This is a genomic window from Hahella chejuensis KCTC 2396 (assembly GCF_000012985.1).
In the GTDB taxonomy this organism is placed as follows: domain Bacteria; phylum Pseudomonadota; class Gammaproteobacteria; order Pseudomonadales; family Oleiphilaceae; genus Hahella; species Hahella chejuensis.
The window spans coordinates 15,654-38,738 of the sequence record NC_007645.1 but is presented as its reverse complement, the minus strand read 5'-3'; the positions used below and the strand labels follow the sequence as shown (position 1 = coordinate 38,738).

At 55.7% G+C, this 23,085-nt stretch carries 19 protein-coding genes and 1 tRNA gene; 15 read left to right on the top strand and 5 right to left on the bottom strand.

Features of this window, described 5'->3' with window-relative positions; translation table 11 throughout:
* Nucleotides 1-50: 50 nt before the first annotated feature.
* Both dprA and HCH_RS00145 read right to left on the bottom strand, forming a co-directional pair.
* The gene (gene dprA / locus HCH_RS00150) at nucleotides 51-1,220 is read right to left on the bottom strand and encodes a DNA-processing protein DprA (RefSeq protein WP_011394032.1); all 1,170 of its coding nucleotides are present in this window, start codon (nucleotides 1,218-1,220) and stop codon (nucleotides 51-53) included.
* A 59-nt stretch (nucleotides 1,221-1,279) separates the two neighbouring features.
* On the bottom strand, nucleotides 1,280-2,308 hold the full coding sequence (locus HCH_RS00145) for a LysM peptidoglycan-binding domain-containing protein (RefSeq protein ID WP_011394031.1): 1,029 nt from the start codon (nucleotides 2,306-2,308) through the stop codon (nucleotides 1,280-1,282).
* A gap of 163 nt (nucleotides 2,309-2,471) precedes the next feature.
* Between HCH_RS00145 and def the strand changes: the two genes are divergently transcribed.
* The 5 genes from def (at nucleotide 2,472) to HCH_RS00120 (ending at nucleotide 8,205) form a co-directional block, all read left to right on the top strand.
* Complete coding sequence (gene def / locus HCH_RS00140; protein ID WP_011394030.1) at nucleotides 2,472-2,978, top strand: peptide deformylase; 507 nt, start codon at nucleotides 2,472-2,474, stop codon at nucleotides 2,976-2,978.
* A gap of 68 nt (nucleotides 2,979-3,046) precedes the next feature.
* Nucleotides 3,047-4,003 carry a methionyl-tRNA formyltransferase gene (gene fmt / locus HCH_RS00135; protein ID WP_011394029.1) on the top strand — a complete coding sequence of 319 codons (957 nt, stop codon included), beginning with the start codon at nucleotides 3,047-3,049 and terminating at the stop codon, nucleotides 4,001-4,003.
* A gap of 1 nt (nucleotide 4,004) precedes the next feature.
* Nucleotides 4,005-5,348: a 16S rRNA (cytosine(967)-C(5))-methyltransferase RsmB gene (rsmB, locus tag HCH_RS00130; RefSeq protein ID WP_011394028.1), complete on the top strand. Its 1,344-nt coding sequence runs from the start codon at nucleotides 4,005-4,007 to the stop codon at nucleotides 5,346-5,348.
* Nucleotide 5,349: 1 nt separating this feature from the next.
* Nucleotides 5,350-6,723, top strand: coding sequence for a Trk system potassium transporter TrkA (gene trkA / locus HCH_RS00125; protein ID WP_011394027.1), 1,374 nt, complete (start codon nucleotides 5,350-5,352; stop codon nucleotides 6,721-6,723).
* 33 nt (nucleotides 6,724-6,756) lie between these two features.
* Complete coding sequence (locus HCH_RS00120; RefSeq protein WP_011394026.1) at nucleotides 6,757-8,205, top strand: TrkH family potassium uptake protein; 1,449 nt, start codon at nucleotides 6,757-6,759, stop codon at nucleotides 8,203-8,205.
* Here the strand turns inward: HCH_RS00120 and HCH_RS00115 are convergent.
* On the bottom strand, nucleotides 8,180-9,136 hold the full coding sequence (locus HCH_RS00115; protein ID WP_011394025.1) for an alpha/beta fold hydrolase: 957 nt from the start codon (nucleotides 9,134-9,136) through the stop codon (nucleotides 8,180-8,182). The two genes, HCH_RS00120 and HCH_RS00115, sit on opposite strands and share 26 nt — an antisense overlap.
* Before the next feature lie 268 nt (nucleotides 9,137-9,404).
* Between HCH_RS00115 and HCH_RS00110 the strand changes: the two genes are divergently transcribed.
* Nucleotides 9,405-11,084, top strand: a complete 1,680-nt coding sequence (locus HCH_RS00110; RefSeq protein ID WP_011394024.1) for a hypothetical protein — start codon at nucleotides 9,405-9,407, stop codon at nucleotides 11,082-11,084.
* Nucleotides 11,085-11,107: 23 nt separating this feature from the next.
* Here the strand turns inward: HCH_RS00110 and HCH_RS00105 are convergent, their stop codons facing one another.
* Nucleotides 11,108-12,004, bottom strand: a complete 897-nt coding sequence (locus tag HCH_RS00105; protein WP_011394023.1) for a lysophospholipid acyltransferase family protein — start codon at nucleotides 12,002-12,004, stop codon at nucleotides 11,108-11,110.
* A 230-nt stretch (nucleotides 12,005-12,234) separates the two neighbouring features.
* Between HCH_RS00105 and glyQ the strand changes: the two genes are divergently transcribed.
* From glyQ to HCH_RS00065, 8 genes are all read left to right on the top strand, one after another.
* Nucleotides 12,235-13,182: a glycine--tRNA ligase subunit alpha gene (gene glyQ / locus HCH_RS00100; protein ID WP_011394022.1), complete on the top strand. Its 948-nt coding sequence runs from the start codon at nucleotides 12,235-12,237 to the stop codon at nucleotides 13,180-13,182.
* A gap of 4 nt (nucleotides 13,183-13,186) precedes the next feature.
* Nucleotides 13,187-15,265 carry a glycine--tRNA ligase subunit beta gene (gene glyS / locus HCH_RS00095; RefSeq protein WP_011394021.1) on the top strand — a complete coding sequence of 693 codons (2,079 nt, stop codon included), beginning with the start codon at nucleotides 13,187-13,189 and terminating at the stop codon, nucleotides 15,263-15,265.
* A 19-nt stretch (nucleotides 15,266-15,284) separates the two neighbouring features.
* On the top strand, nucleotides 15,285-15,851 hold the full coding sequence (gene gmhB, locus HCH_RS00090; RefSeq protein WP_011394020.1) for a D-glycero-beta-D-manno-heptose 1,7-bisphosphate 7-phosphatase: 567 nt from the start codon (nucleotides 15,285-15,287) through the stop codon (nucleotides 15,849-15,851).
* Nucleotides 15,852-15,911: 60 nt separating this feature from the next.
* Nucleotides 15,912-15,988: transfer RNA gene (locus HCH_RS00085), tRNA-Pro, on the top strand.
* Nucleotides 15,989-16,286: 298 nt separating this feature from the next.
* On the top strand, nucleotides 16,287-18,422 hold the full coding sequence (locus HCH_RS00080) for an SO2930 family diheme c-type cytochrome (RefSeq protein ID WP_011394019.1): 2,136 nt from the start codon (nucleotides 16,287-16,289) through the stop codon (nucleotides 18,420-18,422).
* A 50-nt stretch (nucleotides 18,423-18,472) separates the two neighbouring features.
* Nucleotides 18,473-20,029, top strand: a complete 1,557-nt coding sequence (locus HCH_RS00075) for a Na/Pi cotransporter family protein (protein ID WP_011394018.1) — start codon at nucleotides 18,473-18,475, stop codon at nucleotides 20,027-20,029.
* 81 nt (nucleotides 20,030-20,110) lie between these two features.
* Nucleotides 20,111-20,485 (top strand): hypothetical protein, encoded by a 375-nt coding sequence (locus HCH_RS00070; RefSeq protein WP_011394017.1) that lies wholly within the window; start codon nucleotides 20,111-20,113, stop codon nucleotides 20,483-20,485.
* A gap of 46 nt (nucleotides 20,486-20,531) precedes the next feature.
* Complete coding sequence (locus tag HCH_RS00065; RefSeq protein ID WP_193359415.1) at nucleotides 20,532-21,881, top strand: class II fumarate hydratase; 1,350 nt, start codon at nucleotides 20,532-20,534, stop codon at nucleotides 21,879-21,881.
* Between the two features lie 43 nt (nucleotides 21,882-21,924).
* On the opposite strand, the gene HCH_RS00060 is transcribed toward HCH_RS00065, so the two are convergent.
* Nucleotides 21,925-22,299, bottom strand: a complete 375-nt coding sequence (locus tag HCH_RS00060; RefSeq protein ID WP_011394015.1) for a metalloregulator ArsR/SmtB family transcription factor — start codon at nucleotides 22,297-22,299, stop codon at nucleotides 21,925-21,927.
* 388 nt (nucleotides 22,300-22,687) lie between these two features.
* Between HCH_RS00060 and HCH_RS34075 the strand changes: the two genes are divergently transcribed.
* Nucleotides 22,688-22,858 (top strand): hypothetical protein, encoded by a 171-nt coding sequence (locus tag HCH_RS34075; protein ID WP_011394014.1) that lies wholly within the window; start codon nucleotides 22,688-22,690, stop codon nucleotides 22,856-22,858.
* Nucleotides 22,859-23,085: the final 227 nt, after the last annotated feature.

Below are 23,085 nucleotides of genomic sequence, written 5' to 3'. Positions count from 1 at the left end.
CGAAGGCGACCGTGGGGGCAAGCTCTAAGGGCGCCTGGAGGGATGGATAGCTAGCGGGCGTTGCGAATGAAGCCTCCCGCCACTTCCTGCACCCAGCCTTCCAGCTCCAGCTCAATTAACACGCTTCTGATCTCCGCAATAGACAGGCCAGTTCGCTCCACCAACGCGTCCGGCGGCGTACAATCGTAACCCATCCCCTTAAGCACCGCTTCCGCCTGTTCAGACAGTGGACGCAGTGACGCCGGCTCAGGCTGGCTCTGCTGGCCTGGGAATTCTTCCGCAGCGAACACAGTGGTCCATGGTTCATTAAGAGAGCGGTATAGCCCCATCAATGCAGGCAATTCAGCGAGGATATCGTCTGTGCACTCCACCAGCTTCGCTCCCTGCTTGATCAGGTGATGACAACCGCGCGCCTGAGGATTATGGATAGAGCCGGGAATAGCGAAGACTTCTCTATGTTGCTCCAGAGCATTGCGCGCCGTAATCAAAGAACCGCTGCGTAAACTGGCCTCCACCACCAGCGTTCCCAGCGATAAGCCGCTGATAATGCGATTCCGCTTGGGGAAATGCTGCGATCTGGGCTGAGTATCCGGTGGAAACTCGCTAACCAGCAAACCGCTTTCCATCATTTTTTGGGCAAGATCACGGTGCTTGGCGGGATAAATGACATTCAAGCCAGACCCCAGCACACCAATTGTCGCCCCCAGTGTTCCCAACGCGCCCGCATGAGCAGAGCCATCTATACCCGCCGCCAGACCACTGGTGATAGTAAAGCCGCTTTCCCCCAGGGAACGGGCGAACTGGCGTGCTGTTTCCTGCCCGTGCACACTTGGATTACGCGACCCCACCATGGCGATCTGCGGCTGATGTATCAATTCATGACGGCCACGGGCATAGAGCACGGCGGGAGGGTCAGGCAGCAGGCGTAGCAGACTGGGGTAGTCAGCGTCAGGCAACAAAAACAGACGATTCCCTGGCTGTTCGCTCCACCTCAAAGCATTCGCCGCCTGTGCGTTAACAGGGCGATCGCCGTGTGCAATCACCTTCTCTATGGCGCGCCACAGCTCAGAGGAAAATGACAGGCTGGAGGAGACGCCTAATTGAAAATCGTCGATCTGTGACGACTCTTCAAAATGTTGCGCAAGCAGGGCAAGGCGACTATCGCCCAAAGAAGGAATAGTGGTGAGATTTAACCAGACAATAGGAGTCAGAGTAGACATTGGATCATCCTTGATCGGCTGAGACGCCACAGCACGCGGCGTCTCAGAGCATTAACATATTATGGATTACGTACTTCGTCCATTATAGCAAGCGGACGCTCGGCTTTTAAGATCAGTCCATAACTGACTTTTTCAAAAGTGCGGAACACCATCAGCAAACCAGCTCGATCAGACGGCAACAAAAGTATTTCCTTGGTGTAAGGGTCACGAACTTGCTCACCGGCTTTGTAGACAGCCAACACGTTGCCAACTTTCAAACCTTCGCGTTCGCCACGGTTGATGACCACCACATCGTACTGACCAATCTGACTCACTCCATCAATGACCGAAATCATCTTGCCATGGATATCGCCCTCAGGGTTGCTGGGATAGAAAGTGGAATTAATTTCACGATCTTCCTCTTGCAGCAAGCGGTCGCCTTGACGGATTTCTTCATTTGAACGGCGAATCTGTACCGTCTGCACATCATCTTCTTGCGCAATGATTTTACCCACTGCGATAGATCTGGCTTGAATACCCAAGAATTCTTTGGTGTCAGGATCGACATAGACATCATCTCGACGATAAATGCCATAGGACGCTTCCAGCACAGCATCGCCTCGGGCGTAAACTTGATCTCCCGCACCAACAATCAAATTACCTTTTTTGCCGAGCAACACATAGGGAGCCTGATTCAATTCCTCTTCCGTTACAACACGGCTGTCAGTAAGAAACGGATAGATAGCTTCAAGCGGAATAGCGGGAATGGCGCTTTCCAGCGGCGTAATGCGCTTTTTCGGAGACAGCTTCACCGTACGCCCGATATCGCCGCGCTGGGCGATGGTGACATGGGGTCTGCCGTCGATATACACCAAGGCCAGCACATCGCCGGGGAAAATCAAATGGGGGTTTTCTATTTGTGGATTAACATACCAGATCTCCGGCCAATACCAGGGATTCCGCAAAAAGCGCGAAGATATATCCCACAAAGTATCACCTTTGACGACAGTGTAGCGATCTGGATGGTCGTCGCGTAGCTCAGGCGCGGCCAGCGCAAACTGGCTCAACGTTAGCATCACTACGAACACAAAGGACAGCAGTTTCCTCATGATACATTCCCTTAGGTCATAACCGGGCAGTTTGGGATGAAATCAGGCTATAATGACGATTAGCCTATTCAATTTTGTCTAGTTTGTACTCATTCTTACACTAATAGATAATACTAGCAGGCGTTATCCAATCTGTAATGGAAATTTTTTCACAAATTTAATTATGAGTAAGCTCCAAATTCTTGAATTTCCTGACCCTAGGCTGCGTACAGTAGCCAAGCCAGTGCAAACCTTTGACGCGGCTTTGGGCCAGTTAATCGACGACATGTTTGAGACCATGTATGAGGCCCCCGGAATCGGGTTGGCCGCCACCCAGGTAGATGTCCACAAACGCATCGTAGTAATTGATGTATCCGAGGACAAATCCGAGCCTATGGTGTTTATCAACCCCGACATCGAAGTATTGGACGGCGACCCCGAAGAAATGCAGGAGGGATGTTTGTCCGTCCCGGGTTTCTACGAGTCGGTCACACGGATTCCCCACGTCAAGATCAGAGCCCAGGATCGTAACGGCGAATCCTACGAGATGGAAGCCCGCGGCCTGCTCGCGGTATGCCTCCAGCATGAGGTTGATCATCTCAATGGCAAACTGTACGTCGACTACCTGAGTAATGTTAAACGGACTCGAATCCGGAAGAAACTGGAAAAGCAGCATAAAATGCGCGCATAAGTCCACATTTCCGAAAGATTTATTAACCGCCCACCCAGGCGGTTTTTGTTTTTAAGGCCTGAAACTTCATGTCATCACCCCTGAAAGTCATTTTCGCCGGCACCCCGGACTTTGCAGCTTCAGCACTGCAAGCGTTACTGGACGCCAATTATCAGATCGTCGCTGTATACACTCAACCTGACCGTCCCGCCGGGCGTGGCAACAAGCTTCTCCCTGGCCCTGTGAAACAGCTTGCGCTAAAACACACTATCCCGGTGGAACAGCCACTGAACTTCAAAAACGAAGAAGACCGGCAGCAACTGCGCGATTATGAAGCGGATGTGATGGTGGTGGCCGCCTATGGAATCATCCTGCCTCAAGCGGTGCTGGACGCCCCCAAGCGCGGCTGCCTCAATATTCATGCCTCACTGTTGCCGCGCTGGCGCGGCGCGGCGCCAATTCAGCGGGCGATTATCGCGGGAGATCAAGAGTCCGGCATCACCATCATGCAGATGGAGGCGGGACTGGACACAGGCCCCATGCTGCTAAAGACCGTCACTCCTATCTCTGCGGACGACACTGGCCGCACACTGCATGATCGCCTGGCCCAAATGGGCGGAGAGGCCATTGTGAAAGCACTGGCGTTGTTGCAGGAAGACAAATTACAGGCCGAGAGACAACAAGACGATCTGGCCACCTACGCCCACAAACTGCAGAAAGAGGAAGCCCGTATCGACTGGTCCGAGCCGGCGTCGCTGATTCAACGCAAAATCGCAGCGTTCAATCCCTGGCCGGTGTGTTTCACCGAAGACAACGGACAGACTATCCGCATTTGGGCGGCCAGCGCGTCCGCCGATATGAGCAAAGCGAAGCCGGGGACAATTCTCGAACGTTCGGCGGAAGCGGTCAAAGTCGCTTGCGGCGAAGGCGTACTGTCCATCACCAGTCTGCAATTGCCCGGCGGCAAGCCTATCAGTTGCAAGGATCTGATCAACGGCGGCAAGCCCCTGATGCAATTGGGTCAGGTCCTGGAGATAACCAGCTGATATGAAACGACGCAAAACTCTCAGCGCTCGCGCCGCAGCCGCCAAAACGCTGCGCGCGGTGGCGGAAGAAGGACGCTCTCTGACCACCGCGATGGCGCCGGCTCTGGAACAGGTCGAAGAAAATGACCGCAGTTTTCTGCAGGCGCTATGTTACGGTGCATGCCGACATTATCTGACCTTGGAGCATTGGCTGGGCCAGTTATTACGTCAGCCCATCAAGGCCAAAGAGCGGGATATTCATTTCCTCCTGCTCAGCGGCCTTCATCAACTGGCGTTCATGGATAAACCCGCCCACGTCAGCATCAATGAAACCGTTAACGTCACCAAGGAACTCAATAAGCTTTGGGCCACCAAGCTGGTCAACGGCGTACTGCGCAGCTTTCAACGCCGCAAGGACGAACTGCTGGCGCGCAGCGAAGCGGATCCAAGCCTCCGCTATGCAATGCCGCGCTGGTTACTGGACAAATTGTCCGCCGCTTATCCGCACCAGCTTGACGAGTTGCTTGCCGCCAGCAACGCCCAGGCCCCGCTAACGCTACGCGTCAATTTGCAGAAAGTTCAGCGGGAAGACTACCTGAATCAATTACGCGAAGTGGAGGTGGGCGCACATTCCTGCGAATGGGCGGAAACCGGAGTCCAGTGTGAGCACGCCGTAGATGTAAGCCGTCTGCCGGGATTTTTCGACGCCGGTTTGTGTTCCGTTCAGGATGAAGCCGCGCAGCTTAGCGCCAGTCTCGTGGACCCTCAGCCCAACGAACGGGTGCTTGACGCTTGTTGCGCGCCAGGCGGCAAAACAGCGGCGTTACTTGAACGAACCCCAACTATCTCCGTAACCGCCGTGGATGTAGACCCAGAGCGCCAGCTTCGCACCCGTGACACGCTACAGCGTCTGCAACTGGAGGCGGATGTGCGCACGGCGGATATCGGCGACCTGCAGCAGTGGTGGGACGGGACGCCATTCGACCGCATTTTGCTCGACGCACCATGTAGTGCGACGGGTGTAATACGTCGTCACCCCGATATCAAGCTGCTGCGCCGCAGCGAAGATATTCCCCAGCTCGCAGAGCTGCAACTGAAGCTGCTGCGAACTTTATGGACTACCCTGAAGCCTGAGGGTCTATTAGTCTATGCGACCTGTTCTATTCTTAAAGAAGAGAATGAGCATATAATTGAACGCTTTATCGCCGACGCCACGGACGCGGAGGTCATACCGATTGAAGGGAAATATGGAATTCAGTCGCCTTTCGGAGTGCAGCTTTTGCCGGTGACCGGCGGCCATGACGGCTTTTTCTACGCCAGATTGCGGAAACAACCAACACCGAAAGTCTCAGCTGTGGACGCTTAGCATGAAAATCATAATTCTTGGCGCCGGCCAAGTTGGGGGAACCCTCGCGGAAAACCTGGCCAGCGAGGCGAATGACATCACTGTGGTGGACTCCAATCCCCAGCGCCTGCGCTCATTGCAGGACCGGCTGGATATCCGCACCGTGCAGGGACAGGCTTCCTATCCCAACATTCTGAAACAGGCGGGGGCGGACGACGCGGATATGCTAATCGCCGTCACCAACAGCGATGAAGTCAATATGGTGGCCTGTCAGGTCGCCTTTACGCTGTTCAAGACCCCCACCAAAATCAGCCGGGTGCGCACCTCCGCTTACCTCACCAAGAAAGGCCTGTTCAATACCGAAGCTTTTCCCATTGACGTGATTATCAGCCCTGAACAGGTAGTTACCGAGCACATCACCCGCCTGATTGAAAACCCCGGCGCCTTGCAGGTGCTGGATTTCTCCAAGGGGCTGGTGCGTTTGGTCGGCATCAAGGCCACCAAAGGCGGCCCGTTGATCGGCCACGAACTCGCCTACCTGCGTCAGCATTTGCCGCATATTGATACCCGCGTCGCGGCTATTTACCGCAAGGACAGGGCGATTATCCCTCAAGGCGACACAGTCATTGAAGAAGACGACGAAGTATTCTTCATCGCCGCCCGGGATAACATCCGCAAGGTCATGAGCGAGCTGCAGCCTCTGGAAAAGCCTTATCGTCGCATCATGATCGCGGGCGGCGGCAACATTGGAGCGCGACTGGCGGAAACCCTGGAAGGACGCTATCAGGTTAAACTGATCGAACATAACCAAAATCGCTGCATCCAGCTCTCCGAAGAGCTGAACAAGACGATCGTTTTGCATGGCAACGCGGCCTACAAAGAACTGTTGCTGGAAGAAAACATCGAAGACACTGACGTTTTCTGCGCCGTCACCAACGATGACGAAGCCAACATCATGGCCTCCATGCTGGCCAAGCGACTCGGTGTGCGCAAGGTGATGACCCTGATCAACAACCCGGATTACGTCGACCTGATTCAGGGCGGCGAAATTGATGTCGCTATTTCACCACAGCAAACCACTATCGGCAGCTTGCTTACACATGTAAGGAGAGGCGACGTAGTGAGCGCACACTCACTTCGACGTGGCGCGGCGGAAACCATTGAGGCGATCGCCCACGGCGACCATCGCTCCTCCAAAGTGGTCGGCAAACGATTGGATGAAATTTCACTGCCGGCGGGCTCAACCATCGGCGCCATCGTAAGACGGGGCGAGGTATTGATCGCTCACGACCACCTGCGTATTCAACCGGATGATCACGTCATTCTGTTCGTGGTGGATAAACGCAGAATCGCCGAAGTTGAGCGCCTGTTCCAGGTGGGACTCGCATTCTTTTAACGCATTTACCAAAAATAAGCGTACGACAAATCAATGCATTATTCGGCGATAGCTAAAATTCTGGGCGTCCTGCTGATGTTGTTCAGCACCACCATGATCCCTCCCATCGTGGTGTCGCTGATCTACGAAGACGGCCATATGCAGCCTTTCCTTACCGCCATGTGCGGTATTTTTCTGACGGGTCTCATGGTGTGGCTGCCTGTATTTCGCCAAACCAGTGAGCTACGCATACGCGACGGCTTTGTGGTCACGGTGCTGTTTTGGGTGGTGCTGAGTCTGAGTGGGGCGGTTCCTCTTTATCTGAGCGAGCATCCCCACCTGAGTCTGGTTGACGCCATCTTCGAGTCCGTCTCCGGGCTGACCACCACCGGCGCCACGGTGATGACCGGCATCGACGTTTTGCCCAAGTCCATCCTCTGGTATCGCCAGCAATTGCAATGGCTGGGCGGTATGGGAATTATCGTGCTGGCGGTGGCGATTCTGCCGATGCTGGGTATCGGCGGCATGCAGTTATATCGGGCGGAAGCGCCGGGTCCGGTCAAGGACAACAAGCTCACGCCCAGAATCACCGAAACCGCAAAAGCGCTTTGGTATATCTATGTCTCACTCACTGCGCTGTGCGCACTGCTGTATTGGTGGGCGGGCATGGATGCGTTCGACGCTATCGGACACAGCTTCGCCACTATTGCGATCGGCGGCTTCTCCACTCATGACGCCTCCATTGGCTACTTCAACAGCCCGCTGATTGAGTTCATCTGCATCATTTTCATGTTCCTGGCCGGGATCAACTTCGCCATGCACTTTTTCGCCTGGCGCCGCCGCTCCGTGCTGGTGTACCTGAAAGATCCCGAGTTTGTTTTTTATTCACTGATCCTGATAACTGTTTCAGTCATTACCGTCGGCGTATTAATCGGCACCGGCACTTACGACCCCTTTACCGCCATTATTCGAGGCGTATTTGAAGTCGTCAGCATCGCCACCACAACAGGCTTCGCCACCGCGGACTTCGCCCATTGGCCGCACCTGCTGCCATTCCTGTTGTTCGTTGTCGCTTTCATCGGCGGCTGCGCCGGCTCCACTGGCGGCGGCATGAAAGTTATCCGAGTGCTGTTGATCTTTAAGCAAGGCATGCGCGAGGTGAAGCGTATCGTGCATCCCAATGCCGTGATTCAGGTGAAGCTGGGGCGAAAACCGGTGCCTGACCGGGTGCTGGAGGCCGTGTGGGGCTTCTTCTCCGTTTATATGTTCATGTTCGTGTTTATGTTGATGGGCCTGCTCGCCACCGGGCTGGATCAGGTTACCGCCTGGTCCGCCGTGGGCGCCTGCATCAATAATCTGGGTCCGGGCCTGGGCGGCGTGGCGCTGCATTACGGCGAGCTGAACGAGCCCGCCAAATGGATACTGTGCTTCGCCATGCTGCTGGGCCGTCTTGAAGTGTTCACGCTGCTGATACTGTTTACGCCTGCTTTCTGGCGTCGCTAGTCTCAGACGGCGCTAGATAACGCCGGATGGCGGACATCAGTTCACGCTGAAAGTCCGCCTCCAACGGAAACATATGGCCGGCGTCCGTGATCATGCGCAAATCCGCCAACGGCAGGTTATCCGCCAGATGCTGTGCGAAACGCCAAGGGACGAAACGGTCTTTCACCCCCTGATAGATATGGGTCGGCAGGTGGATCTCTGACAACGAAAACCCCCAATGCCGATACTGCGCCAGCAAATCCAGCATAACGCCTTGCACTCCCTGATTGAAGGCCTCGCGCTGGTTGTTCATGAAGCGTTCGAGTACGCCTGCGTCGCGCAGCAGCGCCAGATCCTGCTCCGTGCTCGAGCTTTCAATAAATTTCAGATACAGCTTGGGGCTGTAGCGCTCTGTGAGTCTCAGCAGAGACAACAGAGTGCGAAACAATCCCGTACTGACTTCAGCAATCTTCGGGCCGCGCTGTTCATTACGCCATAACAGATCTTTCGCGACGCTCATTTCGCCAAAATTGGTGTAGCTGGCCATTACCGCGACAAAGGCGATGCGCTTGGGAATTTCGAAGGCGCAAGTCAACGCATAAGCGCCGCCGCTGGACCACCCCGACACTGCGAACTGGTCAATCCCCAGCGCGTCGGCGACAGCGCTGACGTCTCTGGGATAATCCAACAGGGTGTAGTTGTTCGCCAGGGAGGAAGCGCCCATTCCTGGTCGATCAATGACAATCCAACGAATCCCGGCGGCTTGCGCCGCATCATGGAAAAACGCGCCTTCCAGACGCGAGCCTGGGGCGCCGTGAGCGTAAAAAACCGGAACTCCGGCAGGGTCGCCCCACTCGCCATAGGCGAGGGTTCGCTGGCCGGGGAGTTGCAACAGGTTGAGCGCGCCTGTCGCGGGAAGGGGGGATACATTCCTTCGCCAAGGCATATTCATGGATGCCTTACCTCTCTACTTCTTCCAACTACTTAAGCAACAACGTCCGGGATCGCCGGCCGCTTCCAAATCCTGAATGCGGATCGCATCACAAAATATAGCAAAGGGCCTCATATTGTCTAACCAGCAGGCTCCCAGGGCTATGGGCAACTCGCAAGAACCAGGGCTGGTTCAAATTTTCGCGGCGAAAATTACTGTAAATTTATGTATTTGTAGGTAAATGCGCGTAAACAAACCAATAAAAATCGTGGCGGCATGCGAGGCAAGTATGGATAAACTCCAGCGCAATATTCTGTTGTCTTTGTGCTTAAGTTCTCTGGCGTTGGGGGGCTGTGAGCAGTTGGGACTGGAGGATGACGAAAAGAAAGACGACTCCAGTCCGCCGGTAGTGGTGGAACCGCCGGATGTCATCGTGGAAGAGCCTCAGGAACCCTTTCCCGTCACCAAAAACCTGTTTTTCTCGGGACTGCAAAACCCTGGCGAAGACACGGAGAAGAACTTCGCGTTTCGCTATGACATCACCGCCGGCAGCGTGTACCGGCAAAGCCCAAGCCAGCCGACCTCCACGCTTGCGCCGGTGATTCCCCTGGGGAAAAGCCGCGCCAGCGCAGGCTATATGTTGATGATCGAATCCGGGAAGCTATTTCTGGGACGACCTGATCAGTCCTCCCTTACCCAGGTCAGCACGCTAGCTTCGACCGTTTGCGCCGCCGCTGTTCTTCCGGAAGGCTTGGGCTACGGCAAGACTAAAATCACCGTGCGTACGCCAGGCGCGGACGCTACATGCGCCAATGGGGATGACGCCTATTTCAAAATACCCCTCAACGCGGCAGTCACTGACGCACCAGGCAATGGCACATCTAACGATCTCAACCTGACGCCGTTCTGGAAACCCAACTGGGCGTTGGCGGGTTACCTGCGGCCAACGGCGACTTCTCTGGAAATATTGGACGCTCAAGGCGCTCTGACGCGGAGTATTGATGGCCTGGCGGACGCCGACTTCATCTATGCCTTCACCACTGGCGAACTGGATATGCTCTTGACCACGGACAGCCAGGTATTCGCCAACAGCGGCGCAGAGTTATTGGATACAGGCATGGCGTTGTCAGCGCTGACAACCATTGACGCCAATGTCATGGACCCCACCAAAACGGTCGTAGACGGAGACAACGTCTACCTGATTGATGGAACGCTGGTGCGCAGAATCTCTCTGGACGGCGGAGCCAATGAGACTTTGCATGATTTCAGTAGCGAGGGCGCGATTACTGGACGCTTGGCGCAAACGACGGATTATCTGGTTATCGCTCTGGGTGGCTCGCGTTTGTATTTAGTGGATAAAGTGACTGGGGAGTCGCGGGAAATCATCAATCCGATCAGCGGCGATTACCTGACCGGCGCCTCCCGCATCTATGCAAACTATCAAGACGTGAGCAACGCCAGCGCCTATCTGATGAACCTGGACATAGCTGCAACCGCCTGCCCAGGCGCTCACTGCGCCGTCACGGAAAACGCCCGTTGGCTGTATTTCCAGACCTTCAAGGAAGTAGGCGTTGGCTATGCGCCAGTATTGATGACAGGAGAAGAAACGCCAGACCCTAATCCGGACGACTCCGTCGACAGCTACGTGCCCGCCTTCGAAAACGGCTACTTCAACCGCCCGGCTTTTACTTCGTACAACCTGAGTGAAGGTTTGCCCGTGCTCAATCTTGGTCGCTTAAACGGCCAGAACAAACTAATCCAGACAGGAGTTGTGGAGCAAACGCACGGTCTGTTCACCATGGAGAAAAATCCAGACAACGGCGATGAACTCGCTGACGTGATTTACTTCAACCTGTCTCTGGCCAACTCTCTGAAAAATATCAGCCGTTCCGGCTCGATCGATGAAAAAGTACTGCGGGAGAGCGACCTGTCCCAGCGCTCGCCACTGCGAACTGGCAACCGCTTTTAAGGGCTTCCGGCCTGCCGAGACATTCAGTCGTAGAAATGGCGTTCGCCATCCGGACGCCGTTTGAAGCGCTTGTACTCCCACTGATATTGCTCGGGCGTCTCCCGCACGCAGGCCTCCACCGTGGCGTTCAAGGCGGCGGCGGAAACGTCCAGATCTTCGGAATAGATATCCGCAGCCACCGGTCGCACCGTCATCACAAAGCCTTCTCCTTCCGGTAAACGCTTGGCGTAAACGCAAAGCACCTTGGCGCCGGTGCGTTCTATCAGCTTGGACACCAGTTTGATGGTATTGGCGGGAATACCGAAAAAAGGCGCGAAGACGCCGCCGCTAAGCTCCGGCTCCTGATCCGGCAGAATGCCGATCACGCCCTGATCCCGCAAAATATGGAACAAGCGCATGACGCCGCGCTTGTTGGCGGGAACCAGTTCAGAGCCGTTACGTTCGCGTACGGCCCGCATGTAATCATCCAGCTCTTCGATTTTGGGCGGTTGATAGAGTGCCGCCATGGAGTAACGCGCGGCGAAAAACAAGCCCGCCACTTCCCAGTTGCCCAAATGCGGCGCCAGCAGAATCAACCCTTTGCCGGCTTCTTCCGCTTCTTTGATGAGGTGCTCGCCATCAATGGATTTGATCAAAGACAGCGTCTTCTCAGCGGGCCATTCCCACACCGCGCCGGTTTCAAACGCCACTTTGCCGGTTTCGCGCATACTGGCGGCGCCCAAGGCATTGATTTCAGCTTCGCTTTTTTCTGGAAAGCAGCGTTGCAGATTGGTGCGCGTCACCCGAGCCGGGCCAGCGTTGCAGCGCCAGGTCAAGGAGCCCAGCCAACCGCCTAATCGCTGCGCCCAGCGCAGAGACAGTTTGGAAACCAGGCGAATCAAAAAGATGATCAGCGTGGCGATGAATTTGGATTTGTTCAAGAGATACCTGTGAATTCGAGGCGTGCGCCACCTTAAACTGGCGTCAGATAGCGTCTTTTTTCCGCAGAAACAGCAATTTTCGCGTAATTTCGCAGCTATATCCTATGGCTATCTGCAATCGGCGCGCACACGTAGTATAATTTGCCGCTTTATTCTACAGGCCGGCGACGTCCTGACAAGTAAGCGCCTGCGGCTAAAGAACCAAACATGCACAGCAAGTGGTGTAAACCGTGACTGATACAAACAAGCCAGATGTAAAAACCTTTCAGGGATTAATCCGAACTCTCCAAGACTATTGGGCTCGTCAGGGCTGCGTCATTTTGCAGCCGCTGGACATGGAGGTAGGGGCAGGCACCTTTCACCCGGCCACGTTTTTACGCGCTATCGGTCCGGAAACCTGGAACGCCGCCTATGTGCAGCCCAGCCGCCGTCCCACTGACGGCCGCTATGGCGAAAACCCCAACCGTCTGCAGCACTACTATCAATATCAGGTGGTGCTGAAGCCTTCTCCCGACAATATTCAGGAACTTTATCTGGGCTCTCTGCGTGAAATGGGCATTGATCCCCTGGTTCACGATATCCGCTTCGTAGAGGATAACTGGGAGTCCCCGACGCTGGGCGCCTGGGGACTGGGTTGGGAAGTCTGGCTGAACGGTATGGAAGTGACTCAGTTCACCTACTTCCAACAGGTGGGCGGACTGGAATGTTACCCCGTGACCGGCGAAATCACCTACGGTCTGGAGCGGATCGCCATGTATCTACAGGGCGTGGACAGCGTATACGACCTGATTTGGACCCACGGCCCGCAAGGTCCGGTCACTTACGGCGATGTGTTTCACCAAAACGAAGTGGAGATGTCCACTTACAACTTTGAAGAAGCGGACACCACCGAGCTGTTCCGCCACTTCGACACCTACGAGCGCGAGAGCAAACGCCTGATCGAGAAAGGCCTGCCGCTGCCCGCTTATGAAATGGTGTTGAAGGCGTCGCATACATTTAACCTGCTGGACGCACGGCACGCGATCTCAGTCACCGAGAGACAGCGTTTTATCCTGCGCGTGCGCGGTCTCGCCAAAGATGTGGCTCAAGCCTACTTTGACCGCCGCAAACAATTGGGCTTCCCATTGGCCGAAGCCTCTATCCGTGACGAAGTGCTAGCCAGCGAAGGGGAGAAGTAAGTCAATGAACCACCAGGATTTTTTAGTAGAAATCGGCGCAGAAGAACTACCGCCGAAAGCCTTGCGTCAGTTGGCGGAAGCCTTCGCCCAAGGCATCCGTCAACGCCTGGAGAAAGCGCAACTGTCCTTCTCTGAGCTGACATGGTACGCCGCCCCCAGACGTCTGGCGGTGCATGTTTCCGGACTCGCGGAAAAGCAACCGGATCTGGAAGTGGAAAAACGCGGACCGGCTCTGCAAGCGGCTTTCGACGCCGCCGGCGCGCCCACCAAAGCCTGTGAAGGTTTCGCCCGCTCCTGCGGAACCACGCCGGACAAACTGGAGAAGCTGGAAACCGACAAAGGCGTGTGGCTGGTGTTTCGCAGCAAGCAGGCCGGCGCGCCAACCACCGGCCTGTTGCCGGCCATTGTTGAAGAGTCTCTGGCGGCGCTGCCGATTCCCAAGCGCATGCGTTGGGGCGCGCGTCGCACGGAGTTCGTGCGTCCCGTGCATTGGATCATCATGCTGTTTGGTGAAAAAGTCATCGACTGCGAAATTCTGGGTCTGAAAGCGGGCAATACCACGTTGGGCCACCGTTTCCACCACCCTGCGCCTATCGAGATCGCCACGCCCGCCAATTACAAAGACGCGTTGAAAAACACCGGCTATGTCATGGCGGACTTTGAAGAGCGTAAAGCGCTGATCAGACAGCAAGTGGAAGCCATCGCCAAGCAAACTTCCGGCATGGCCGTCATCGACGAGGAATTGTTGGAAGAAGTCGCCAGCTTGAACGAGTGGCCGACTGCGTTAATGGGACGCTTTGAAGACCGCTTCCTGGAAGTCCCGGCGGAGGCGTTAATCTCCACCATGAAAGGCAACCAGAAATACTTCCACGTGGTGGATGCGGAAGGCCGCATGCTGCCTTACTTCATCACCGTGGCCAATATTGAAAGCAAAGACCCTCAGCAGGTCATCGACGGTAACGAACGAGTCATCCGTCCCCGTCTCAGCGATGCGGCGTTTTTCTTCTCCACTGATAAGAAACGCACCCTGGCGAGTCGACTGGAAGACCTGAAGCCCATCGTTTTCCAACAGCAGTTGGGAACCGTTTATGACAAGGCCATTCGCGTCGGCAAACTGGCGGCGAAAATCGCGGCGAAGATCGACAGCAACCCGGAATGGGCGCAGCGCGCGGGCGAGCTCAGCAAGACCGATCTGGCTACGGAAATGGTCATGGAATTCCCCGAACTGCAGGGAACCATGGGCCGTTATTACGCCGCTATCGACAGTGAGCCGGAAGAAGTGTCTATGGCTCAGGAAGAACAGTACCTGCCGCGTTTCGCCGGCGATCAATTGCCAACAACTTTAACCGGCTGCGCGGTCTCTCTGGCGGATAAACTGGACACCATCGTCGGTATTTTCGGCATCAATCAACCGCCCACCGGGGCCAAAGATCCGTTCGGTCTGCGTCGCGCCGCCTTGGGCGTACTGCGGATTCTGGTGGAGAAAAAGCTGGATCTGGATCTCGCCGAGTGCGTTCAATGGGCGCAGGAACTGCACGGCGATCTGCCGGCGGAAAACCTGGAAACCGCCGTCGTCGATTACATGTTGGATCGCTTCCGCGCCTGGTACGAAGAAGCGGGCGTGCCCACCGAAGTATTCCTGAGTGTGTTGGCCCGTCGTCCCACCAAACCGGTGGAGTTCGATCAACGCGTACTGGCGGTGGCGGAGTTCCTGAAGCTCGACGCGGCGCAGGCATTGGCGGCGGCGAACAAGCGGGTTTCCAATATCCTCAGCAAAGAGCAGGTGGACATCTCCGCAGAGTCGGCGAATCCAGAATTGTTCACCGAGGAAGCGGAGAAGAACCTTTTCCGCGCCTTGCAGGAGAAATCCGAGTCTGCGCGTCCGTATATCGAACAACGCAACTTCACCCAGGCGCTGCAGCAATTGGCGGAATTGAAGGACGTCATCGACCTGTTCTTCGATAAAGTCATGGTGATGGTGGATGATCCGGCTATCCGCAGCAACCGGATGACGCTGCTGGCCAGCCTGCGTCACGTGTTCCTGCAGGTGGCGGACATCTCCTTACTGCAAAACAAAGCGTAAACGAGACAGGAAAGAGCGGGTGAGCATCAACAAACTGCTGATTCTGGACCGGGACGGCGTCATCAATGAAGACTCCGACGACTACATTAAATCGGAGCAGGAATGGCGTCCGATTCCCGGCAGTATTGAAGCCATCGCGGCCTTATCCGCCGCCGGCTTCACCGTCGCCGTCGCCACCAACCAGAGCGGTCTGGGACGCGGCTATTTCGATGAAGCCGAGCTGGGCAGGATGCACGCTAAATTGCTCGATCTGGTAGCAAAGCATGGCGGCGCTATCGCCGCCATCGCTATCTGTCCTCATGTGCCGGACGATCAATGCGATTGCCGCAAACCCAAACCCGGTCTGGTGCGTAGAATTGAGGAAGAAACCGGCCTGTCCGCCGCTGACGCCTGGTTTGTCGGCGACAACGTCGGCGATATCGGAGCCGCCCGCGCCGCAGGTTGCCAGCCCGTGCTGGTGAAGACCGGCAAAGGTGAGCGCACCCTGGCGAAATTAGCTCCCGCAGAGTTGGACGGCGTCCCCGTTTTTACCGACTTGGCGGACTTCGCCAAGCATGCCATCGCAAGTCTAAAAGAAGGCCTCTGAGGAAACTAAACGAGGCTTGATTTTGGCCTCAGCTTTATCTATTTTATGCGGCACGGTTTACGGCGTGTAGCGCAGCCTGGTAGCGCACTTCGTTCGGGACGAAGGGGTCGGAGGTTCGAATCCTCTCACGCCGACCATATCCACATCCCACCCAATCATTTACATCCTCTGTTATTCAAGAAAACACCAGCGGGGTCGGACCCGGAAGCCCGGCGCGTTCAATCCCCTCACGCCGACCATGTCTACATCCCAACCTATCCATTCCTCACATAATCCCCGTTCGCCCTGAGCCTGTCGAAGGGCCTTCCAGAGCATACGCAGAATCCAGATAGCCATATATCATACCTACCGATCCCCATCGTAATCGGCCAAATTCCATACTGATTCCTCCCATGCTATGGGTTACGCTTAGTCATAGCGCCGGAGGAGGAATGCATGATGCTGCGTGTTCTGTTTGTCTCTGCTTTAGTTCTGGTTACATCGGGATGTGGATCTGGAGAAGGATCGGATCAAGGCGAAAATACGCCCGTCGGCATATCAGAGCGACCGGATAACTCGACCTGTCTGGCGTTTGATAGTAGCGGCTCCAACGCCATTAAACTTACGCCTATCGCATCGGAACTGGACTTCTCCAGCCCGATTCTGATGCTGCCCCATCCCAGCCTGAGCGATATCTTCTACGTCGTGCAGCAGCGGGGTCGGGTTTACCGTGTCGACCTCAGCGACAACACCCGCACCACGCTTATTGACCTCTCCGAGCACTACAGTCTCAGCACCTGCGGCGAGTGTGGATTACTGGGGATGGCGTTTCACCCGAACTTCATCGAGAACGGCTATATCTATTTTTCCTTCACGGAAAACGCATCCGACATGACTTCTTACGTGGCGCGCTTTGAAAGCTCGGACAACGGCCAGACTCTTCGCTCCGATAGCGGCGGCGATCTATTGCGGGACAACCTCATTGAAGTCAGCCAGCCCTATTCCAACCATAACGGCGGGCACATCGCCTTCGGACCGGATAATCTGCTGTATTACGGTTTGGGCGACGGCGGTTCCGGCGACGATCCTGACAATAATGGCCAAACCATCTCCACACTACTGGGCTCCATGTTGCGCCTGAACGACGATGGTTCTCCCGCCTCCGGCAATAGCGTCCCCGGCGCGCTACCGGAAATCTATGCCTATGGTTTGCGTAATCCCTGGCGTTGGAGTTTTGACAGCGAAACCGGCGACTTATGGTTAGGCGATGTCGGGCAAGGTCAGTATGAAGAAGTGGATATCATCACCTCTGGCGGTAACTACGGTTGGCGCTGCTATGAAGGCATGCACCGCACCGGTAACAGCTGCACAAGCACTGGTCCCTATATAGCGCCAGTGGCCGAATACGACCATTCCGAGGGCATATCCATCACAGGGGGTTATGTCTATCGCGGCGACGCCATTCCTGGTCTCAGGGGAGTGTACGTGTTTTCTGATTTCGGCTCGGGAACCCTTTGGGGATTGAGAGCCAACGGCAGCGGCGACTATGACCGGGAGACCCTGCTGGAAAGCGGCCGCAACGTCGCTTCTTTCGCAGAGGGTCCAGATGGCGAACTCTACGTAGTCACCTTTTCCGGGCTCTTCCGTATCGACCCAGATATCTCGGATACCGACTCAGACTCGGTCCCGGAGTTACTTTCGCAAACCGGCTGCGTCAATCCCGATAATCCCACGCAGCCAGCCTCTGGACTGATTCCCTACACTGTCATAGAGCCTTTCTGGTCCGACGGCGCAGACAAACAACGTTTTTTCGCGCTGCCCAATGATACCTATATTGACGTCAACGCCGCGGGAGACTTCCTGTTTCCCGATGGCTCCGTGCTGGTCAAACACTTCTACCTCAACGGCGCCATCATCGAAACCCGCCTATTCATGAAACAGGCGGAAGGTGACTGGCGCGGCTACAGTTATCAGTGGAATGAGACGAAAACAGACGCAGTGCTGGTTGCGGAAGGGAAGGACGTGGATTACAGCGGACAAACCTGGCGCTTTCCTGGTTCAGGTGAATGCGCGCAATGCCACACGAGCGCGGCGGATTTCAGCCTGGGCCTGGAGACAATGCAGTTGAACCGGGAGCTTATTTATCCACAAAGCCGCATACGCGCCAACCAACTGCAAACGCTGACGCATATCAATGTCTTCTCAGCGCCGCTGAGCGACGCGCATCTGTCCAACGCGCTTCCCGCAAGCAGCAATGACAACGCCACCCTGGCGCGTCGCGCCCGCGCTTATCTGCATAGTAACTGCGCCAACTGTCATCAACCCGGCGGTACGTCGCAGAGCGCGATGGATTTGCGCTTCACCACAGCGTTGTCTTCAACCCAAGCCTGCGGCCAGGAGCCATTGAATGGAGACATTGGCGTCGATAATGCGAAGTTAATCACCCCGGGGGACGCCTCTATGTCACTGATCTATCTGCGCATGACTCATTCCGGAGAATACAGGATGCCGCCGCTGGCGAGTAATTTGATCGATACGGAAGGCGGCGCCTTGGTGCAGGATTGGATCAACAGCCTAACATCCTGCGACTGAACTTTAAGACGATATATTTTTAAAACAATGCAGTAAGGGAGAATGAAGGAATGCTCGCACATTTTTTGGGTGGCGTCGGCCTGTTTCTGTTAGGTATGACCTTGTTGACGGACGGCCTCAAACTCGCCGCCGGTCCCGCGTTGGAGGTCATGCTCAGCCGCTGGACATCAACCCGCTCACGGGCGCTGGCCAGTGGTGTGGCGATTACGGCGCTGGTGCAATCCTCCAGCGCCGTCACAGTGGCGACGCTGGGCTTCGTCAATGCGGGGCTTTTACTGTTTGAACACGCCGCCTGGGTGATCTTCGGCAGCAATGTCGGCACTACGCTCACAGCCTGGCTGGTCGCCCTGCTGGGCTTCAGCATCAAAATCGACGCTTACGCGCTGCCGTTAATCGGCATCGGCGCCTTCATTCATCTCGGCGGTCGCAGCCCACGTCTGAAAGCCGCTGGAACCGCCATCGCCGGTTTCGGTCTGCTCTTTCTGGGCATCGACGCCATGAAGTCCGCATTTGAAGGGGTGGGGGCCAATTTTACGGATAACCTCAACTTTGGAGACAACCTCTCTTTGCTATGGATGGTCGTTATCGGTGCGATATTGACCGTGCTGATGCAATCCTCCAGCGCCGCCATCGCTATTATCCTTACCGCCATCGCAGGCAAGATGCTGCCTCTGGAAGCGGGAGCGGCGGCGGTAATCGGGGCGAATATCGGCACCACCTCCACCGCGATTCTGGCTTCTTTCGGCGCCACCGCCAACGCTAAACGGTTATCTCTGGCGCATGTGTTGTTCAACCTCATCACCGGGGCGGCGGCGCTGGCTCTGCTACCGCTGTTTCTCTGGTTACTGGGGGCGCTCAGCGACATGCGTCAGGACCTGAATAACCCCGCCGTTTTGCTGGCGGCTTTCCATACCCTTTTCAATCTGCTGGGCGTCGCCCTGATGTGGCCGCTGGGAACGTCCATGACCGCCTGGTTGAAAACCCGCTTTCAGAAAGGCGGCAAAGTGCTCTCTCTGCAACATCTGGATAAGAGCGCCACTGTCGTACCGGACGTCGCCTTTCATGCTGTCGTCATGGAACTCGAACGTTTTCAGGGCCTGCTGTCCGCCCACATCCAAAACTCGCTGCTCAATCCTGGCGACATCCGCACGCTGGAAACGCGTCGCGAGCTGAAGGAGTTGCTGGATGAACTGAACCAGCACATCACTCATATTCTGCATCAGCCGCTGCGCCTGCCGCTGACGCAACAGTTGCCGCAATGCCTGCAAGTGATTCAATACGCCTATAATCTCTTGGAGACGCTGGATGAGGTGGAGCAGGAACCTTCTCTGGATCGCTCTCTGACAGCGCAGATGAACGATTGGCTGAGCCTGTATTGCCATCCTCCCATCGCGACGGAAGCGGTGCAGGAGGGCGCTGACAGCGCCGCTCAGGCGGAGCTCTCATATCGAGAGGCCAAGCAGAGATTATTGGATGAAGCGTTGGAGAAAACCATCAAGTTAACTACGATGAATCAGGCGCTGCAGCGATTGAGCCTGTATAAGCGGATTCAGGAGCAGATGTTGAAAGCCGCTCGCTTAGTGGCGGGTTTGAAACCCGGGACTTAATGGACGTCCCTGCTTGACAGTCCGCTTCAGCTCAGAGTTAAATGATAATCATTATCAATTAATAAACTTAGCATCCGATCCATGACAGGACCCCTTCACGGCTTCGACACGCAAGAGCCGGCGATCCGCGAACTACGCCGCAAGATCCGCTACGCCACGGAAGCGGACAACCCTCAGTTGATGTCTTTATGGCTGTCGATGGAGGAAGCTCTGGCGCCCGCCTGCGCCGCCAGTCGCTGGCGGTTGTACGTCGCGGAGTTCCAGCTCTTGTTGGACACCCTCGCGGACGACCTGATTCCCGCCCATTGGCGTACGCTGTGCATGGACCAGATCTATCGTCCCCTGGCGGCGCTCAGCCGCATCGCCGATGGCGAATCCCGCCGTCGCCAATTGAACCGGTTGCTCTATGAACTCAGAACCACCAGCCATTTCTTTCAAGCCAGCCTGACCGGCTGAAACACTCAGGAGAGACAGTGTGAAAACCCGTATCGAAAAAGACAGCATGGGCGAACTGCAGGTCCCGGAAAACGCCCTGTACGCCGCGCAAACCCAGCGGGCCGTAAATAACTTTCCAATCAGCGGCGAGCGTCTGCCGGACGCCTTTATTCGCGCGCTGCTTCTGGCCAAGTCCGCCGCCGCGCGCGCCAACGTCAAACTGGAGCTGATTCCCGCCAAAATGGGCGACGCTATTTGCGAAGCGGCGCAGCAGCTTCTGGCCGCCGACGACATGATGGCCCACTTTCCGGTCGACGTCTTCCAGACCGGCTCCGGCACCAGCACCAATATGAACGCCAATGAAGTCTTGGCGAATCTGGCCAGCCGTATTCTGGATGAAAAAGTCAGCCCCAACGACCACATCAATTACGGACAAAGCAGCAACGACATCATTCCCAGCAGCATTCACATCAGTGCGGCGCTGGAGTTAGACAAGCAGTTGCTGCCGGCGCTGCGTCACCTGTTAAAGACCATTCAGGACAAAGCCGCGCAAACCGACGGTTACATCAAGACTGGCCGCACCCACCTGATGGACGCCATGCCGGTGCGCCTGAGTCAGAGCCTGCTGGCCTGGGGCGCGCAAATAGAGCAGAGCATCAACGCACTGGCGGCGGCGCAACCTGCATTGCAAACCCTGGCGCAGGGCGGCACAGCGGTAGGAACCGGCATCAATGCGCATCCTGATTTCGCTGCGGAATTCAATCGCCAGCTCAGTGAGATGACAGGTCTGAACTTCAAACCGGCGGCGAATTTTTTCTCCCATATCGGTTCGCAGGACATCGCCGTCTCCCTGTCCGGTCAGCTGAAGACGGTCGCCGTCGCCCTCATGAAAATCGCCAACGACCTGCGCTGGATGAACTCAGGTCCGCTGGCGGGACTTGGCGAGATCGAGCTGGAAGCGCTGCAGCCCGGGTCCTCCATCATGCCTGGTAAGGTGAATCCGGTCATTCCAGAAGCCGCAGCCATGGTGGCGGCGCAAGTTATTGGCAACGACGCGGCCATCACCATTGGCGGACAGTCTGGTAATTTTGAGTTGAACGTGATGCTGCCTTTGATCGCTCGCAACCTGCTGCAAAGTGTTGAACTGCTGGCGAACGCCAGTCGTCTGCTGGCGGATAAAGCCATCGCCACTTTCAAAGTCAACGAAGCCAAGCTGCAGGAAGCGCTGTCCCGCAACCCGATTCTGGTCACCGCGCTGAATCCAATCATCGGTTACCTGAAGGCGGCGGAAATCGCCAAACAGGCTTACAAAGAGGGACGCCCGGTCATCGACGTGGCGGAGGAGCAAACCGATCTGTCCCGTCAGGAACTGGAGAAGTTACTGGACCCGGCCAAACTGACTCACGGCGGCCTGTAAGCGTCGCCTCACCGCTAAAGAAAAGTCTCGTGGCGCGCAGGCGTCACGACTTTTCCACTATCGTCGCAAGGGCGTCCTGTTTGCCTTCAGACGCTTCCTGCGCCGGTTCACTCAAAGCGTCGCTATCTGCGCTCTCATCTTGGGTATAACGATTAAGTGAGCAAACTTCGGAAAGAAAGCTCATCAGTGCGTTAGCGACATTTTCCTCTACCAAAGAGTAAGTGACATAAAGTCCTTTTTTCTCTTCCTGCACCAGCCCTGACGCCAATAATATGGAAAGATGTTTGGAGATAGCCGGCTTGGAGATATCAAACCGGTCGGCGATTTCTCCCGCCGTCAGCGGCGATTTCGAAAGATACGCCAGAATTCTTCTACGGGGGGTGGAGGACAGGGCCTTAAACACATTATCCGTACTCATATTAGTCCCTACTACGCTTATCAGTTTCTAATTGTTTTTAACGACAAGATTCATATAGAACCATCCCGGGGGGTAAATCAATGGTTAACATCGCCCCCGAGCTTGCTTCATAAAGACCACCGCTAGAGCTTCAAGTTCCACAGGCAAACAGACCTGAAGGCTCTCCCAGCTGGTCTCAGCAGAGAATATGCTGTTTTCATCGCCTTGTTATTAATCAGGCAGACAAATAGCTTCCTTCTATTTGTCTGCAACGACAGGGCCTGCACAGGTCAGGCCCTGTCTCCCGCGGCTAGCCGCCGCGCAGGCGCATCCATGCGCCTGGTTATTAACATGCCAATATCATTGCCATATTAATAATTCATCGTGGCGGCGTTTTTTGGAGGGATGAGTGGGTCTGGATGACGAAGAGTGGAAACTGGACAGCAAGCTCGCCATGTTCTCCGCCGAGGGTGAGAAGTACTGGAAGTACCTGCGTATTCTGACGTCAGACGAGGATGTTCTTTCTCGTTACAACGATAAACTCACTCCCCTAATGAAACGCTCCCTTACTGGAAAATAAAGCGAAATAGAGTATGTAATTACACACTAACTCACTCTGAGCATTCGATATCTTCACTGTTACTCGCCCACAGTAAACTTCTCAGGTTACGCCGCTGTCTCCCACAGCGGCCTGCTATGTCGGCAAACCATTTACCCCCGTCCAGACATTCAGCAGAGACTGAACCGCCCAAAGCATTGAGGTTGTGGGAAATGTTCTTTATGGTGTAATAAGGCTGCGTCAAGGAC

What these genes read in the sequence shown, in the direction of transcription:
- dprA (WP_011394032.1), bottom strand. Translation starts at nt 1,220, where the DNA reads ATGTCTACTCTGACTCCTATTGTCTGGTTAAATCTCACCACTATTCCT.
- HCH_RS00145 (WP_011394031.1), bottom strand. Translation starts at nt 2,308, where the DNA reads ATGAGGAAACTGCTGTCCTTTGTGTTCGTAGTGATGCTAACGTTGAGC.
- def (WP_011394030.1), top strand. Translation starts at nt 2,472, where the DNA reads ATGAGTAAGCTCCAAATTCTTGAATTTCCTGACCCTAGGCTGCGTACA.
- fmt (WP_011394029.1), top strand. Translation starts at nt 3,047, where the DNA reads ATGTCATCACCCCTGAAAGTCATTTTCGCCGGCACCCCGGACTTTGCA.
- rsmB (WP_011394028.1), top strand. Translation starts at nt 4,005, where the DNA reads ATGAAACGACGCAAAACTCTCAGCGCTCGCGCCGCAGCCGCCAAAACG.
- trkA (WP_011394027.1), top strand. Translation starts at nt 5,350, where the DNA reads ATGAAAATCATAATTCTTGGCGCCGGCCAAGTTGGGGGAACCCTCGCG.
- HCH_RS00120 (WP_011394026.1), top strand. Translation starts at nt 6,757, where the DNA reads ATGCATTATTCGGCGATAGCTAAAATTCTGGGCGTCCTGCTGATGTTG.
- HCH_RS00115 (WP_011394025.1), bottom strand. Translation starts at nt 9,136, where the DNA reads ATGAATATGCCTTGGCGAAGGAATGTATCCCCCCTTCCCGCGACAGGC.
- HCH_RS00110 (WP_011394024.1), top strand. Translation starts at nt 9,405, where the DNA reads ATGGATAAACTCCAGCGCAATATTCTGTTGTCTTTGTGCTTAAGTTCT.
- glyS (WP_011394021.1), top strand. Translation starts at nt 13,187, where the DNA reads ATGAACCACCAGGATTTTTTAGTAGAAATCGGCGCAGAAGAACTACCG.
- HCH_RS00080 (WP_011394019.1), top strand. Translation starts at nt 16,287, where the DNA reads ATGATGCTGCGTGTTCTGTTTGTCTCTGCTTTAGTTCTGGTTACATCG.
- HCH_RS00075 (WP_011394018.1), top strand. Translation starts at nt 18,473, where the DNA reads ATGCTCGCACATTTTTTGGGTGGCGTCGGCCTGTTTCTGTTAGGTATG.
- HCH_RS00070 (WP_011394017.1), top strand. Translation starts at nt 20,111, where the DNA reads ATGACAGGACCCCTTCACGGCTTCGACACGCAAGAGCCGGCGATCCGC.
- HCH_RS00065 (WP_193359415.1), top strand. Translation starts at nt 20,532, where the DNA reads ATGGGCGAACTGCAGGTCCCGGAAAACGCCCTGTACGCCGCGCAAACC.
- HCH_RS00060 (WP_011394015.1), bottom strand. Translation starts at nt 22,299, where the DNA reads ATGAGTACGGATAATGTGTTTAAGGCCCTGTCCTCCACCCCCCGTAGA.